This window comes from Chryseolinea lacunae, from assembly GCF_016735595.1.
Taxonomy (GTDB): domain Bacteria; phylum Bacteroidota; class Bacteroidia; order Cytophagales; family Cyclobacteriaceae; genus Chryseolinea; species Chryseolinea lacunae.
In genome coordinates this window covers 372,045-388,419 of the sequence record NZ_JAERRB010000001.1, presented here as the reverse complement: position 1 = coordinate 388,419, position 16,375 = coordinate 372,045, and the positions used below count along the sequence as shown (strand labels likewise).

General features: G+C 51.4%; 12 protein-coding genes. 10 read left to right on the top strand and 2 right to left on the bottom strand.

Features of this window, described 5'->3' with window-relative positions:
• Positions 1-2 precede the first annotated feature (2 nt).
• The 9 genes from JI741_RS01385 (at position 3) to JI741_RS01345 (ending at position 12,089) form a co-directional block, all read left to right on the top strand.
• A complete protein-coding gene (locus JI741_RS01385) occupies positions 3-413 on the top strand; it encodes a PTS sugar transporter subunit IIA (RefSeq protein WP_202006811.1) in 411 nt (136 codons plus the stop codon).
• Positions 406-882 carry a PTS sugar transporter subunit IIB gene (locus tag JI741_RS01380; protein WP_202006810.1) on the top strand — a complete coding sequence of 159 codons (477 nt, stop codon included), beginning with the start codon at positions 406-408 and terminating at the stop codon, positions 880-882. Before JI741_RS01385 ends, JI741_RS01380 begins: the two co-directional genes overlap by 8 nt.
• A 23-nt stretch (positions 883-905) precedes the next feature.
• A complete protein-coding gene (locus tag JI741_RS01375) occupies positions 906-2,477 on the top strand; it encodes a PTS system mannose/fructose/sorbose family transporter subunit IID (protein ID WP_202006809.1) in 1,572 nt (523 codons plus the stop codon).
• 23 nt (positions 2,478-2,500) lie between these two features.
• Positions 2,501-4,234, top strand: coding sequence for a phosphoenolpyruvate--protein phosphotransferase (gene ptsP, locus JI741_RS01370; protein WP_202006808.1), 1,734 nt, complete (start codon positions 2,501-2,503; stop codon positions 4,232-4,234).
• Positions 4,231-4,497 (top strand): HPr family phosphocarrier protein, encoded by a 267-nt coding sequence (locus JI741_RS01365; RefSeq protein WP_255534506.1) that lies wholly within the window; start codon positions 4,231-4,233, stop codon positions 4,495-4,497. The genes ptsP and JI741_RS01365 overlap by 4 nt, the downstream gene beginning before the upstream one ends.
• A 12-nt stretch (positions 4,498-4,509) precedes the next feature.
• Positions 4,510-5,244, top strand: a complete 735-nt coding sequence (locus JI741_RS01360) for a 6-phosphogluconolactonase (protein WP_202006806.1) — start codon at positions 4,510-4,512, stop codon at positions 5,242-5,244.
• A 231-nt stretch (positions 5,245-5,475) separates the two neighbouring features.
• Positions 5,476-7,068 carry a beta-N-acetylhexosaminidase gene (locus JI741_RS01355; RefSeq protein ID WP_202006805.1) on the top strand — a complete coding sequence of 531 codons (1,593 nt, stop codon included), beginning with the start codon at positions 5,476-5,478 and terminating at the stop codon, positions 7,066-7,068.
• Positions 7,069-7,475: 407 nt separating this feature from the next.
• Complete coding sequence (locus JI741_RS01350) at positions 7,476-10,484, top strand: SusC/RagA family TonB-linked outer membrane protein (RefSeq protein WP_202006804.1); 3,009 nt, start codon at positions 7,476-7,478, stop codon at positions 10,482-10,484.
• A 12-nt stretch (positions 10,485-10,496) separates the two neighbouring features.
• The gene (locus JI741_RS01345; protein ID WP_202006803.1) at positions 10,497-12,089 is read left to right on the top strand and encodes a RagB/SusD family nutrient uptake outer membrane protein; all 1,593 of its coding nucleotides are present in this window, start codon (positions 10,497-10,499) and stop codon (positions 12,087-12,089) included.
• Positions 12,090-12,292: 203 nt separating this feature from the next.
• Here the strand turns inward: JI741_RS01345 and JI741_RS01340 are convergent, their stop codons facing one another.
• Entirely contained in the window at positions 12,293-12,982 is a 690-nt protein-coding gene (locus tag JI741_RS01340) for an NUDIX hydrolase (RefSeq protein ID WP_202006802.1), read from the bottom strand.
• Between the two features lie 289 nt (positions 12,983-13,271).
• Between JI741_RS01340 and JI741_RS01335 the strand changes: the two genes are divergently transcribed.
• Complete coding sequence (locus JI741_RS01335; protein ID WP_202006801.1) at positions 13,272-14,750, top strand: peptide MFS transporter; 1,479 nt, start codon at positions 13,272-13,274, stop codon at positions 14,748-14,750.
• A 36-nt stretch (positions 14,751-14,786) separates the two neighbouring features.
• On the opposite strand, the gene JI741_RS01330 is transcribed toward JI741_RS01335, so the two are convergent.
• Positions 14,787-16,184 carry an aminopeptidase P family protein gene (locus JI741_RS01330; protein WP_202006800.1) on the bottom strand — a complete coding sequence of 466 codons (1,398 nt, stop codon included), beginning with the start codon at positions 16,182-16,184 and terminating at the stop codon, positions 14,787-14,789.
• Positions 16,185-16,375: the final 191 nt, after the last annotated feature.

The window sequence follows — 16,375 nt, the reverse complement described above, 5'->3', positions numbered from 1 at the left end:
TCATGAGAAAATTTCTGATAACAGCGCACGGCACGTTTTCATCGGGGATAAAATCGTCGCTCGACATCATCATCGGCCAGATGGACAATGTGTTTGTGATCGATGCCTATGTGGACAACAATTCGTCAATTGAAGACGAGCTTAACGCGGTGTTGGCAAACGTGACGGTCGACGATGAGCTGATTGTGTTTTCCGACCTCATGGGCGGAAGCATCACCAACCAGGTGCTGCGCTATGCCTTGCGGCCGAATGTACACGTGGTGTCGGGCATGAACCTGCCGTTGCTCATCGAGGTGATGCTGGCTAGCGCCGACACACCAGTGCCCGAAGTGATTGAAAACGCGATGATGCATGCACGCGAACAGGTAACGTATGTGAATACATTAATTAATAAGGAGAACGATCATGATTAAGCTGATACGAATAGACGACCGGCTTGTGCACGGCCAGGTGGCCTTCACCTGGGTGCCGTCGCTGGGAGTGGATTGCCTCATTGTGGCAAACGACAAAATTGTGAAAGACGATTTTCAGAAGATGACCCTGGGATTGGCAAAGCCAGCGGGTGTGAAACAACTCATCAAGTCGATAGCCGACACCGTAGTGTTTTTGAACGACGACAAGAATGCCGCGCTTAAAATACTGGTGCTCGTGAACACCGTGAAAGACGCGTTCGCGCTGGCGAGTGGTGTTCAGGAGATTCGCGCCATCAACTTTGGAGGCCTGCGGGCCCGAGAAGGCGCGAAGCAGATCTCGAAAGCCGTGGCGCTGACCGACGAAGACATCGTCATCATAAAAGAACTTGTGCGCCGCGACATCGAGCTCGAAATACGACAGGTGCCCTCTGACGAAAAGCAGAAGATGTCGTCCATGATTCAAGTGTAGAACACTCCGGCAAACCCACCGCTATGACCTTAACGTTCATCCTCATTACACTGATTGCCATGTTCGGGCATTCCGAAGATTTCCTGGGCACCACACTGCTGAACCGACCGCTGGTGCTGGGGCCGCTGGTGGGGCTGGTGTTGGGTGATCTCAACCAGGGCATTGTGATCGGGGCAACGTTGGAGTTGATCTTCATGGGCAACATCAAAGTGGGCGCGGCAATTCCTCCCGATGTCATCACGGGAGGTGTGTTGGGTACGGCCTTCGCCATTCTCTCGGGAAAGGGAGCGGCTGTGGCGTTGGCGCTCGCGGTTCCGATCTCTATACTTGCTGAGATGGCCGTGAGCGGATTGTTCATTTTTCGCTCGGGCCTCAACAAAAAATTTATGCAGCATGCCGAAGCGGGCGACTATCAAAAGCTGCAACGACTCCACATTGTGTCGGGTTTATTAAAGCCTTTGATGATGGGGCTCATCGTGTTCCTCGCCCTGCAACTCGGCGCCGACGCGATGAAGGCATTGCTCGAACGCATTCCACCCTGGGTGCACGACGGCCTGCAGGTTGCGGGCAACATGTTGCCCGCCCTGGGCTTTGCCCTGCTCATGAACGTGATGTTCAATAAAAAAGTGGCGCCCTACTTTTTTCTCGGATTCATCCTTAGCAGCTATTTGAAATTGCCCATGATTGCCATTGGTGGACTGGGCGTGATCATGGCACTCATCATCACAAACATCACGCACCGCGACGCTGCACCTGAAGATGAGTCGTCAGACGATGAAAGTCCTGTGTTGCCGCCTTCGTTTTCGAAGCGCGACGTAAGGAGCTTGTTCTATCGGTCGCTTGCGCTGGAAGCGAATTTTAATTTCGAAACCTGTCAGAACACGGGCTTTGCGTTTTCGATGATTCCCATCCTGAAGAAAATCTATACCACAAAAGAATCGATGGCGCTGGCGTTGAAAAGACACTTGCAATTTTTTAATACGAGCCCCTATGGATCAACGCTGATTCTCGGAATTGCTGCCGCCATGGAAGAACAAAACAGCCGGTCCAAAGAGTTTGAGGCTGAATCGATCAACACGGTGAAGCTGGGATTGATGGGACCACTGGCTGGCATTTTTGATTCATTGTTTTGGGGAACCTTCAAGGTGATTGCCGCGGGCGTGGGCACGTCGCTGGCGTTGAAGGGGAATGTGGCCGGCCCCATTCTTTTTCTCCTGATCTTTAATGTGCCCCACGTTGTGCTTCGCTATCACCTCACGTTTATTGGCTACACCCAGGGCAACAAGTTTCTTCAGAAGATTGCAAGCAGCAACGTGATGGACAAACTCACGACGGGTGCCGCCATTGTCGGGTTGATGGTGGTGGGCGCGATGCCGGCCTTGCTCATGTCGATAAAGACACCGTTACAGATTGGGACCGAGGGGTCCGAGATTTCGGTGCAAAGCATCCTGGATCAGATCGTGCCGGGCATTGTGCCCTTGATGCTCACGTTTGTGGTGTTTTTTCTGTTGAAGAAAAACATCAAGACAACCTACTTGTTGTTGGGCTTGTTGGCCGCCGGTTTTGTGGGAAGTGTGTTGCACGTGTTTTCGTGATTATTATTTAAAGAAGAGACAACTTGGAAAAAGGACCATATAACACAGGAGGGGAGATTCGCGGTGTGGTGGCGTCGCCGGGCATTGCCATTGGGCGGGCACACGTGCTGCGGAAGCGCGACGCAGTGTCGACGGGCATTTTGCTGAAAGATGAAAGCGAGGTGCTGCGGGCAATCGAAAAATTTGAGCTCGCGGTGCAGGCTTCGGTTGAGGAGGTGAAGTCTCTGAAACGTCAGCGCGGATTGAGCAACGAAGAAGTTGACATCCTGGAAACCCACATTGAATTCCTGACCGACCCGCAGATCAAAGCCGACGTGTTTCGCGAGATCACAAAAAATAAAAAGAATGTGATCGACTCCGTGATCGACGTGATTCACAAAACGGTGGATATGTTCCGCAACATGGACGACGACTACCTGCGCACCCGCGCCGCCGACATACAGGACATTGGCGACCGGATTCTGAAAAACTTGCTTCACACCGGCAACAACGAACAAACCTTTCCACCCAACACCATTCTGCTGGCCGAAGACATTTCGCCTTCCGATGCCATTGCGTTCGACATGAGCCGCATCATTGGCTTCGCCACCCGCGTGGGAGGGAAGACGTCGCACACGGCCATCCTGGCCAAATCGAAAAACATCCCCGCCGTGGTGGGCTGTGGCACCGCCCTCGACATCATTGAGACAGAAGACGTAGTGATCGTTGACGGCACGACGGGTATCGTGATTGTGAACCCCGACGAAATTCGGCTCGAAGAATATAAAGCAAGGAAGGAAGCCTGCGATGCAGAACATAAATTTCTCTCCTCATTAAAAGACATCCCCGCCATAACACCCGACGGTGTAGCCATCACCCTGCTGGCCAACATCGCCAACGCCGACGACATGGACGATGCGTTGACCTATCGCGCAGCGGGCGCCGGTCTCTTTCGAACGGAACTGTTGTTCATGAACCGGACCGCGTTTCCTACGGAAGACGAACAACTGGAGTTCTATAAGAAGACGGCATTGAAAGCGAAAGGCAAACCCGTCACCGTGCGAACGATCGACATCGGCGGAGACAAGCCTCTTGACTACTTCACATTTCCAAAAGAAGACAATCCCTTTCTGGGCTATCGCGCCATTCGCATCAGCCTGGACCGTCAGGATATTTTCATAACACAGCTGCGGGCCATTTTGCGCGCCAGTGTTTTTGGAACACTCAAGATCATGTTCCCGATGATCAGCAGCCTGCAGGAACTTCGACAGGCGAAAGAAATTCTGGAGCGGGCAAAAGCACAACTGAGCGATGAAGGAATTGAATTTGACAAAACAATTCCCGTCGGCATGATGATCGAGGTGCCATCGGCCGCAGTGATGGCCGATCTGCTGGCAAAGGAAGTTGACTTCTTCAGCATTGGCACCAACGACTTATGTCAGTATACGTTGGCGGTCGATCGCGGCAATGAAAAGGTGAAGGCGTTGTATGACCCTTTCAACCCGGCCGTGTTGCGATTGATAGGCTATGTGATTGAGCAAGCACACAAACAAAAGATCGGCGTGAGCCTCTGCGGCGAGCTGGCCTCCGATCCACAGGCAACGTTGGTGTTGATGGGCATGGGGCTTCGCGAGTTCTCTATGAGTGCAGCGTCTATCCCCGCCATAAAAAATGTGATCATTCACAATGCCTTCAGCAAAGCCACCGAAATTTGCGAAAACGTTATGGCCATGGATAATTCAAAAACGATAATCGACTATCTACAGACACAGAAATGATTTCCAGGAACTATGTTATTATGGCAGCGGAAGGAATCCATGCCCGGCCAGCCACCGCGTTGATCAGGTTGGTAAAGAAGTATAAATCGATTGTGAGTTTACGCAAAGGTGAAAGCACGATTCAACTCAACAGCATGCTTAACATTCTCACCCTCGGCGCCAAAGGAGGCGACACCGTTACCGTGCTGGTAGACGGTGCAGATGAAGCAGAAGCGGCAGCGGCCATCGATAATTTTTTCACAGAAGAACTTAAGACATTATAAACGATCACATTCATGAAAATCACCATCGCGAAAGACGAACGAGCATTTGATGTTGCGGCAGCCTGGCGCATCATCGGGCAGATGCTGGAGAAGCCCACATCGGTTATTGGGCTGTCGACAGGACAAACAACGTTGAACATGCACGCCATCGTGTCGCAAATTTATGCGCAGTATCCGTTTGATGTGTCGCGCATAACGTTGTTTAATGTGGACGAGCTCACCAACCTCCCGCGCGAATATTCGGGCAGTTGCTACACCATGATCCTGAATCAGATTGCCGGACCGTTGGGAATACCCGAAGAAAATTTCATCATGCCGCCAACGTTGTCGGACGATTTTGAAAGCGAAGCGGCATTGTTCGAAAAGCGATTGGCCGAACGTGGAGGTGCAGACTTGCAGATGCTAGGGTTGGGGGCCAATGGTCACATCGGCATCAATCAACCGGGCACACCGTTCGAAAGTGAAACGTGGGTGTCGCCCATGGATCCGGATTTTGAAGCACGCGTGCGAAGAGAAACACAGGTGCCCGAAAACATTGTGCTCGGTGGACTCACACGCGGTATCAAGAACATCATGCACACACGAAAACTAATCCTCATCGTGAAAGGCGCACACAAGGCCGACATGGTGGCGAAGGCCATTGAAGGCCCCGTGACCACCGACATCCCCGCCTCGGTAGTGCAGCTCCACCCGAACTGCGAAATTCTTCTGGACGCCGACGCAGCTTCGCGACTGAAAAAGATATAGTCACGACGACAATTAAGAACACGGTATTCTATCGTGAGGATTAGGTTGGATTAAGGGACAATTTTGTGGATGATCGGAGTGCGTGTGATGTGTGCGCGGTGTGCTTTAGCGCACACGCTATAATTTCGAAATGATCGTATGATAATTAACACATTGTTATTATCATTAACGCTCAATTTAAATTATCCCATGCTCAAGTTCTTTTCTTCCACACAAACTCTTTTATGTATAGTGCTTCTTGTCGCGGCATCGTCGTGCAAGAAGGCGAAAGATGCTTCACCCGAAGCCATCGCTCAGTTTCAAAATGTTATTCCAAAGCCTGACTCTGCCGTGCTTGGCGGAAAGGCATTTGAGCTGACAAAAGAAACCACGATCACCCTTTCGGGAGCTGATGTTCAGCCGCTCGGACAATACCTGGCCGACATGCTCAACAAAGGCACTGGTTTCGAGCTTGCGATTAAGACAAGCGAGAAAGCCCCCGAGTCCGGAATATTTTTAACCACTGCCGCAGCCGACACCACGCTGGGCAAAGAGGGCTACACACTCACCGTCACCGACCAACTGGTGACCATTGCAGGGCAACCCGCCGGAATATTCTACGGGTTGCAAACGCTGCGTCAGTTGTTCCCCGCGGCCATCGAGAAAACACCCGCGGCCACAACAGCCACCTGGCAACTTGCCACGGGCACCATTCGCGATGTGCCCCTGTATGCCTGGCGCGGATCGATGCTGGATGTGGCGCGCCACTTCTTTGGCATCGACGATGTGAAACGTTACATCGACCTGATCAGCTACTACAAGATGAACATCCTTCACCTTCACCTCAGCGACGACCAGGGCTGGCGCATCGAAATCAAATCGTGGCCACAACTCACGGCGCACGGTGGCAGCACACAAGTGGGCGGAGGCAAAGGTGGTTTCTACACACAAGAACAGTATAGCGAAATCGTGGCCTATGCCGCGAGCCGTTTCATTACCGTGGTTCCCGAAATAGACATGCCCGGTCACATCAACTCGGCGCTGGCATCTTATGGTGAACTGAACGGTGGCATACAAGTGCCCAAAGAAGGACGCATAGAATTAGACTTGTCGTCGCCCAATGTACTGGGAGCAAAGAACAAGCCCACACAATTGTATACAGGCATACAGGTAGGGTTCAGCACGCTTCGTTATGACAAGGAAGAAACGTTCCGGTTCATCAACGATGTGGTGCGCGAACTTTCGGCCATAACGCCCGGTCCGTACTTTCACGTTGGTGGCGACGAAGCCCACGTGACGAAGAAAGATGAATACATCAAGTTTGTGAATCGCTTCACCGAGATCGTGAAAGCCAACGGCAAGAAGATGGTGGGTTGGGAAGAGATTGCGCAAGGCAACATCGACAACAACGTGATCGTGCAACACTGGAACAAGGAACAACACGCCCTTAGTGCAATCGACAAGGGAAGCAAATTGATTATGTCGCCAGCAACCAAGGCCTACCTGGACATGCAATACGATTCCACCTCGCGCATTGGTTTGCACTGGGCAGCCTACATCGATGTGGACTCTGCCTATAGCTGGGACCCCATCACCTACTCGCATGGCATCGACCAGGAAGACATCCTCGGCGTGGAAGCTCCCTTGTGGACAGAAACGGTGGCCAACATGAATGACATCGAATACCTGGTGTTTCCCCGTCTGCCGGGCTACGCCGAACTGGGCTGGTCTACCGGAACCAAAAGCTGGGAAGAATATAAAGTGCGCCTCGGCAAGCACGCCGCCCGCTTCAAGGCGCTTGACATCGACTACTATAAGTCTGCAAAAGTGCCCTGGGTAGAGTAGGCCTGCCTTCTTCGCGGCTGTCTCTATTCTCTATATAAATAGACATACAACATGAAACGCATCCATCGCAACCCGGTGGATGCGTTTTTGCGTTTGCCCCATCCGTTGTAAAAATCGGTCAGGCACCGGTCGCTGATAAATCAAAATTCTGCATACCCCATCTTGCTGTACGCCATGTCGGTTGTGTTCGTGCAGGCTTGGGATGGACGCGTCATTTCCCTGATCAAGACTAAAAGTCGTTGCAACGCCGTTTTCAGGGCGCGACACCACAATATGGTCGTCGGGCAACCCCCGGAAGCGCATGAGGATAAATTTGTATTACATGAGGATAATTTCTGGAAAAAGGCGTGTCGGGTGATTACCTACTTTCAACATGTCAAATATTCTAATCTCAATCCAATTACTACATGAGAAAAACTATTACTAAACTCTTGATGATGACATTGGCCTTGTGCCTATCCATGTTGTCATTTCAGAATGCATTTGCGCAAATTACAGTTTCCGGTAAAGTTACTTCAGAAGAAAAGGAAGGTTTGCCGGGCGTTAGTGTGCTGGTGAAAGGAACCAGCCAGGGCACGACCACCGATGCGAACGGTGAGTTCAAGCTGAACGTGCTGAGCGCTGAGTCTGTTTTAATGTTCAGCTTTGTGGGATACCTCTCGGAAGAAATCACGGTGGGAAGCCAGACAAACATCGACGTGATGATGATGCCCGACCTGGTGTCGCTTCAGGAAGTTGTGGTGATTGGCTACGGCACACAGCGCAAAGCCGAAGTGACCACCGCGGTGGCCAGTGTGAAGGAGAAAGAATTTACGGCCGGCGCCATGCGCGACGCATCCGAATTGATTAAAGGAAAAGTGGCGGGCCTCACCATCACCAACGGCTCAGGCGATCCTTCGGCTGCACCTACTATCTCCCTGCGTGGTATTGCTACATTGGAAGGCTCGGCTACACCACTCATTTTGATCAACGGTGTTCCCGGCGATTTTAATACCGTGTCGCCTTCCGACATTACGTCTATCGACGTGCTAAAGGACGCCTCGGCGTCTGCTATCTATGGAACTCGTGGTGCAAACGGCGTGATTCTCATCACCACACGAAACGGCGACCGTGCCAAGGCACCCACGCTCACGTATTCACACTACTCAGCGTTGTCGACCATGGCGCGCAAAGCAGATTTTCTGACGGCCAGTGACTACCAGAAATATGCACCGGAGTTTACGTTCAGAAATGGTTTTGTTGGCGAAGCGGAAGCAAACGGCGGCGTGACCGACACCGATTGGCTGGGCGAAATTTCGCGCAAGGCCTACATGCAAAATCACAACATCTCATTGGCAGGCGGAGGACCGGCTTCCAACTATGCGGCCAGTGTGAACTACATTAATCAGGATGGCGTGTTCCAGGGTTCCTCTAACAAGGAGCTCAGAATTTCACTGGACCTGAATCAGTATCTGTTCAACGACAAGTTGAAGCTGAGTGCCAACCTCCTTCGTGGAGCGCAGGATATCGGCGCACTGGGCGATGGTGCCAGCGGCTCGTTCAATCCCCTTATTTACAGAAATGCGTTGGTAAGAAACCCGATGCTGGGCATTCAGGATGCGAATGGCAAGTGGATTGAAACCGATCGCTTGCAATACATCAACCCCGTGGGATTGGTGAACGAGACTTCGGGCGTGATCACAAACAACTGGACACGTTTAACCTCCAACATCACCCTCGAACCAACAGAAGGATGGCAAACCAATCTGATGTTGGCTACTGAAATCAAGAACAACTATCGCGGCTACTACGAAAGCAAAAAACATTACAACTCGGTGAAGGGTCCCCGCAGAAATGGTTTTGCTTCGCGCGGCGACGACCAGATCAAAACAAACTACCTGGAGTTGACTTCCAAGTATTCGAAAGTGATAGACGAACATTCCTTCACAGCATTGTTGGGCTACAGCTACCAGTATAACGTGAACCAGGGTGGATGGGCAAACAATTTTGATTTTCCCACCGATGCGTATGCTTATAACAACCTAGGCACCGGCAACGCGATGCGTTTGGGCACAGCCCGCATGGGCAGCTACAAAAACGATAACAAACTGATCGGTTTCTTTGGTCGCTTGAACTATGGCTTTGGCGATCGGTTCAACGTGCTGGCCAGCGTGCGTCGCGAAGGTTCATCCAAATTCGGAGCGAACAACAAGTGGGGAACGTTTCCTGCGGTTTCCGCCGGATGGACCCTGAGCAACGAAGGTTTTCTGAAAGGATCGTCGGCAGTGAGCTTTTTGAAACTTCGCGCCGGCTACGGTGTGACCGGTGTGATTCCCAGAGACTCTTATCAGTCGAAGCCGCTGTTGACCTATGCAGGTGTGAGCGTGCTGGACGACGGCAAGTGGATCAACGGTCTTGTGGCCGAAAGCAATTCAAACCCCGATCTTAAGTGGGAAACTTCGCGTGAAGTGAACATCGGTTTCGATTTTGCTTTCTTCAATGATAAGGTTTCGGGTAGCATCGATGGATATGTGAAGAAAACCAAAGACCTGCTGTGGGACTACTCCGTTCCTCAACCTCCCTATTTGTTTGGCGAGATGCTGGCCAACGTAGGCCAAATGCAAAACAAAGGAATCGAGGTGCTGGTGAAAACAACACCGGTGAACAGCTCGGGATTTGAATGGAATTCGACCGTGACATTCTCCTATAACAAGAACGAACTGACCAGCTTGTCGAATGATCTTTACCAGATTGAAGACGACTACATCAGTGAGTATGGCATTAGCGAACCTATTTCGATGGTGTCGCATCGCATCGAACCCGGACAACCTATGGGCAACTTCTGGGGCTTGAAATCAGTCGACATTACCGATGATGGTCTGTGGGTGATTGAACTGCCCGACGGCACACGCCAAACCATGACCAGCAATTCGATGGCCACCAACGACAACAGCCAGATTCTGGGCAACGGCATTCCCAAATATCGCGCAGGCTGGATAAACACATTGCGCTACAAGGGCTTTGATCTGAGCGTGGTGATCAGTGGCGCTTTTGGCTACCAGATCATGAACCAGCAACGCATGTTCTATGAGAACCCCAACATCAACTACAACGTGCTTCGCTCGGCCATGGACAACGTGTATGGAAAACGGAGACTGGGCTATCTGAACCAGGCGTTTGTGAGCTACTACATCGAGAACGGCGACTATGTGAAAGTTGAAAATGCAACGCTGGGCTACAACGTGAACGTGGCGGCATTGAAGTTTATCCGCTCGCTGCGCCTCTATGTTTCCGGTTCCAACCTGGCCACCATCACAGGCTATAAAGGCATTGATCCGGAAATTGCCCGCACCGACCTCCGGATGCAAGGCATCGATAACCGTGATAAATTCCCTACGGTAAGAACCTACACAATTGGTGTGAATGTTAATTTCTAAAGCAAACTGACTATGAAAATAAATACAATGAAACGAGTGCTGTCAGGTGTGTTGATTGCAATCGGTATGTTTTCCTGTACCAACCTCGATGAAACCTTATATGATAAGATTTCGGCCGACGAAACCGAGCTTACCGCCGATGACCTCACCACCATCGTTGCACCGGCCTATGCACAGCTTCGCATTGTGTATTGGCGATGGAATGGTTTGTTCGACATCTATGAAGAGTCGTCGGACCTGATTGTGACGCCCTTTCGCGTAGGTATAGGTTGGGGCGATTTGTATATCGACATGCACAAACACACATGGGGTGCTGCCATTGAGCACGGTGCCAATTTGTGGGAGCGCGCCTATGCCGGCATAAACATGTGCAACCAGGCGGCGTTTCAGATTGAAGCGTTGGGTCAGGTAGAAAACAAAGACAAAGTGCTGGCCGAACTCAGAGCCTTGCGCGCTATTTATTATTACCTGTTGCTGGACAACTTCAGAAACGTTCCGATCATCACCAAGTTCGACGTGCCCAAAGGATTTCTGCCCGAACAAAACACCGGACAGGAAGTGTATGACTTTATTGAAAAAGAATTACAGGAAGTGCTGCCCTTGCTGAACGAAGAAAACAGCCAGAAAACCTACGGTCGTGTGACGAAGTGGGTGGCAAAGATGACGCTGGCAAAACTTTATCTGAACTCGCAGGTATATCTGGGCACGGCCCGTTGGGACGATGCGCTGGCAGAAGTGGAAGACATCATCGCCAGTGGAAAATTCTCGCTGATGTCAAGCTACTCGGGCAACTTTTTGGTGAACAACACCAACACACCCGAAGAAATTTTTTCGATCCCTTTCAGCAAGGAGTTCACGGCCGATCAGAATACCTACTATCCATTCAAAACACTTCACCCGTTGAGCGCGGCAACCTACAACATGCCCGAACCCTGGGGTGGAAGCTGTGGCATTCCGCAATTCATCGACACCTACGATGAAGACGACAGCCGCCTCGAAGAAAGCTGGCGCGGTGGTTTGCAATTCAAAGCCTCGGGCGAACCCATCATGGATGGCAACAAACAATTTGAATATCCCAACTACATGACGAGTGTTGACGCCGCAGAATATTGGGAAGGTTATCGTTTTGTGAAATACGAAATACCCATCGGGTTCACCATATCGCCCGACAACGATGTGCCCCTCTATCGTTATGCGGATGTGTTGATGATAAAGGCAGAGTGTCTCATGAGAAAAGGTCAGGCAGACGCAGCGGCAGCAATTGTGACCGACATTCGGAAGAGAGCGTTCAAGGCTGATCCCGACAAAGCGACCGTGACCGGAGCTCAACTGGTCGGTGGAAGCACCTATGCCTATGGCAAATATGAAAACGGTGCCGTAACTGAGGCGGACGCGGGCACAATCCAATACGGAAGATTTTTGGATGAGCTTGCCTGGGAATTTGTTGGCGAACACCATCGCAAGCAAGACCTGATCCGCTTTGGTGTGTACACCACCAAACGCTGGCTCACACACAAACCCAACGGCGATTTTCGTGTGATCTTCCCCATCCCTCAACCACAGATGGAAACGAATCCAAATCTCGAACAGAATCCGGGTTACTGATAGTGATTTAAGGGCAAGCGGGCTTCACGTTCAAAACGTGAGCCCGCTTTTTTTTGTGGCCCATCGGGTAGAATGCTGAAGTGTCAGATGAATTGTTTGGATGAAAATGGCACGGGTGATGATATGATATGAGGATCACACCTTCCAACAAGAAAGCTTATGAAAATGAATGTAGCGGTAAGGAGTTTAGAGAAGAGAGGAGTCTAGACAAACCTGACGCCACTGGCCTCAAGGTTTTTGTATTTGATGGAGTCGAACACATAATAGAACGCCCCGCGTCGGGAGCTTTTCTTTTCCTTCTCGTCCAGTTTGTTGAGCACGCCCAGGGAGAGAATGCGCTTTGAGAAATTGCGTGAGTCGAGCGAGGTTTCGTAGATGGCTTCGTAGAGCGACTGCAGTTGGGGTAACGTGAACTTGTCGGGGAGCAATTCGAAACCTATGGGGTGTCGGGCCACTTTTTCGCGCAAGAGGTCCTGCGCTTTCAGCACCATGGCGGTGTGATCGAAAATGAGCTCGGGCAGTTGACTCAGCTCAAACCATTTTGCTTCGTGTTCCACCTGAAGTTGTTCGCTATAGTCGGCGATGTTGATGAGGGCAAAGTAGGCAATGGAGATGACCCGGCCAGCCGAATCGCGATCGACTCGCGAGAAGGCGTGGAGCTGTTCCATGTAGAGATTGTCCATGCCGGTGAGTTTGTTCAACACCCGCACGGCGGCGCAGTCGGCATCTTCGTTGTTGTTGATGAAGCCGCCCATGAGCGACCACTTTCCTTTTTGAGGTTCAAAGCCTCGCTTGATGAGCAAGGCCTTCAGCTGGTTTCCATCGAAGCCAAAAATGATACAATCCACCGCGACGATAATCTTCTGATGATTTGTATAGCTGTCGATATCCATAGGTGCAACCTTCTCTGTGACGGGGGCTATGACGGTGATTTTTCCAAAACTAATCACGTTTGCCCTACAGCGAATTTGGCTATAAAGACAAAAAGTAAATGGTACGTTTTTATTTCATGCTGGTATTATCTTATCTGAAATAAATCCCTCCGCTATTTTTGAGACGGAGTGTGAAAGGGATTGCGCGCCGGTCGAAAAAAGAGCGGCTAAAATTCTATTACATGATGATAAAATTTGTTTATTACACATCCCATTCCAAACCCTAGTTTCGTCATTCGATAAATTCACCATGCAACCCACTTTTTTCGGACATCCCCGCGGACTGGCAACGTTGTTCTTCACCGAGATGTGGGAGCGCTTCAGTTACTACGGCATGCGCGCACTGCTCATGCTGTTCATGATCACCAGTGCTGAAAAGGGCGGCCTTGGGCTGAACGAAGACACTGGCGGTGCCATCTACGGCATCTACACCATGATGGTCTACATGCTGGCCCTGCCCGGTGGATGGATCGCCGACAATGTGTGTGGCCTGCGCAAGAGTGTGTTCTATGGCGCGTGCACCATTTGCCTCGGGCACCTGCTCATGGCCTTCTCCAATACCGAAACATTTTTTGTGGGCCTGCTGCTCATTGCCGTAGGCACGGGGTTGCTGAAGCCAAACATCAGCAGCCTGGTGGGCGAGCTCTATGCGCGCGAAGAAAATGCGCGACGCGACTCGGGCTTTTCCATTTTCTTTATGGGCATCAACATTGGTGCATTTGTGGCGCCGTTCATCACGGGCTACTTTGGCGAGAAGGTGAACTGGCACTACGGCTTTGCGCTTGCCGGTGCAGGTATGCTGGCCGGGTTGGTGCAATACAAAATCACTGAAAAATATCTCCCCGAAGAACGCATGACACGCACGCCCGAAGAACGCAAAAAGAATGCGCGCACGCTGGGCATTGTCTCGGCATTGGTCGGGCTACTGGTGCTGGCTTTGGTGTTCAAAATTGTGGTCGTCGATCCGGTGTGGATCGCCAAGGCTTTTGTCTACATCATTGTGGGATCTGCGGTGCTGTATTTTGGTTACCTCCTTTTTGTGGCCGGGCTTGATGCGGCGGAGCGCCGCGGTGTGTTGGCTATTCTGAGCTTTTTTGTAATGTCTGTTATCTTCTATATGGGCTACGAGCAACAAGGCTCGTCGCTAAACTTGTTTGCCTTGCGCTATACCGATCTTGCGCTGGGAGGTTTTGTTATGCCGGCCTCGTGGCTGCAGGCGGTTCCGGCTGTGGGTGTGTTGATCTTTGCGCCTTTTTTTGCGTGGCTTTGGTTGTGGCTCTCGAAGCGAAACATAGACCCGGCCATCCCGGTGAAACTTTCGTTCGGCCTGTTGTTTATCTCCGCCAGTTTTTTTGTGATGACGGGTGCCGCATACGTGGTGATGCAAGGACAAAAGGCTTTGCCGCTGTGGCTTATTTTCACCTACATGCTGCACACCTTCGGCGAGATCTGTTTATATCCCGTTGGACTAAGCGCCGTCAAGAAACTGGCCCCTCAAAAATTTGCAGCACAGCTCATGGGCGTTTGGTTTCTGTCGCTATCGCTCGGCAACTTGCTGGCCGGATTGCTCACCAGCAACATGAGCAATGAAAGGATCTTGCGGAACCCCGGTGCCATGGTAGAATTATTTTTGGGCATTGCCATCGGCGTGGGCCTGGCGGGTATCGTAATGCTGGTGCTGAGCAAGCGACTAAGATTTACAAACAGCGTGATTGCTGCCAAGGCATAGATTGCCTGGCTGCAAGTAAAGAACAAAGTCCCAGTGTCAGCCTCTCAAAGCTTCAATCTCGTCGATTGTCTTGGCAAGTGGTTTGCCTAAAATCCGGGAGCCACTTGCTGTCACCAGGCAGTTGTCTTCAATACGGATACCACCGAATGATTTATACTCATCCAGGGCGTTGTAGTTAATGAACGCGTCAAGTTTTTTTTCCTGCTTCCACATCTCCATCAGTTCGGGAATGAAATACAACCCCGGCTCAACGGTAACGGTGAAGCCTTCTTTCAATCGTTTCCCCAGGCGAAGGCTCTTGATGCCAAACTGTGGATTGCGCACCACTTCATCATCATAGCCGATCAGGTCTTCGCCCAGGTTTTCCATGTCGTGAACGTCGAGCCCGATGAGGTGACCAAGACCACATTGAAAGAACAATGCATGCGCGCCTGCATGCACCGATGCTTCCACGTCGCCCTTCATAAGCCCGAGTTGCTGAAGGCCTCTGGTCAATTCGCGACACGCGGTGAGGTGAATGTCTTTAAAAAGCGCTCCCGGCTTCAATAGACTTTCGGCAGTGAGCAATGCGTTGAGCACGATTTGGTAGACTTCTTTTTGTTTTGTGGTGAAGCGTTTTCCAATGGGGAATGTCCGCGTCAGGTCGCCGCAATAGCCCGAGGGAAGTTCGGCGCCGCTGTCGCAAAGCACCATGCGTCCTTCTTCCAGCGAGTTTCCATAATAGTGATTGTGCAGCGTTTGCCCGTTGGTGGTAATGATCGACGGATAGGCCGTGCGACAATAGTGCGCCGTGGCCACAGCTTCCACACAACTCACCAGTTCATATTCAAACATGCCGGCACGAACGGATTGAATGGCCGCCACGTGCATGTCCACACTCACGTCCACAGCCTTTTCAAGCTCCGCGATTTCTTCGTCGCTCTTTTGAATGCGCTGGTTCATGATGGCCTGCACCAACACACGCGACGAATCTTTTTGAATGGCCTGCAGGGGCAACGTTAGCCATTCGGAAAGTGCGATGGCAATGTCGGGGCGGTATGGTGCGAGCCAATGGATGGTTTGTTTTCTTGCGGTTGCGTTTTGAAGAAACGAGGCCAGTGCGCGCAGCGGTTGTGCATCGCGCACGCCCACAAGGTGAGCCAGTTCTTGCACGGTGGGTTTGGGCCCCGTCCACACCAGGTCGTCTACGGTGGCGTTGTTGCCAAACAGGATCTCGCGGTCGTTGTCAACGTCGATGATGCTCACCAGGCCTTCCACATCCAGGCCGAAGTAATACAGAAATGAACTGTCCTGCCGGAAGGCGTAGGTGTTGTCGGCATAGTTCATGGGCGACAGGTTGTTGCCGGGCAAGATGATGATGCCGGATGCCACGTTGCGTTTCAGCACGTCGCGGCGGCGGGTATATACTTCGGACGAAAATGCGGGAGTATGCATGGTGAAAAAGTTTGTGAAAAGGCCGTCCCGGAAGACTATGCCCGGATAAACCTAAAATCTTTCGGGCACAAGATCAAATCTCAAAACCGTCCGGAAAAGCGGAGCCGGTTGGGTCTTCTTTTGGCCGTTTGTGGATAACCCATTTTTCTTCAAACGTTTACGTGCGGGGTTGGGTCGGACAGGTATTTTCA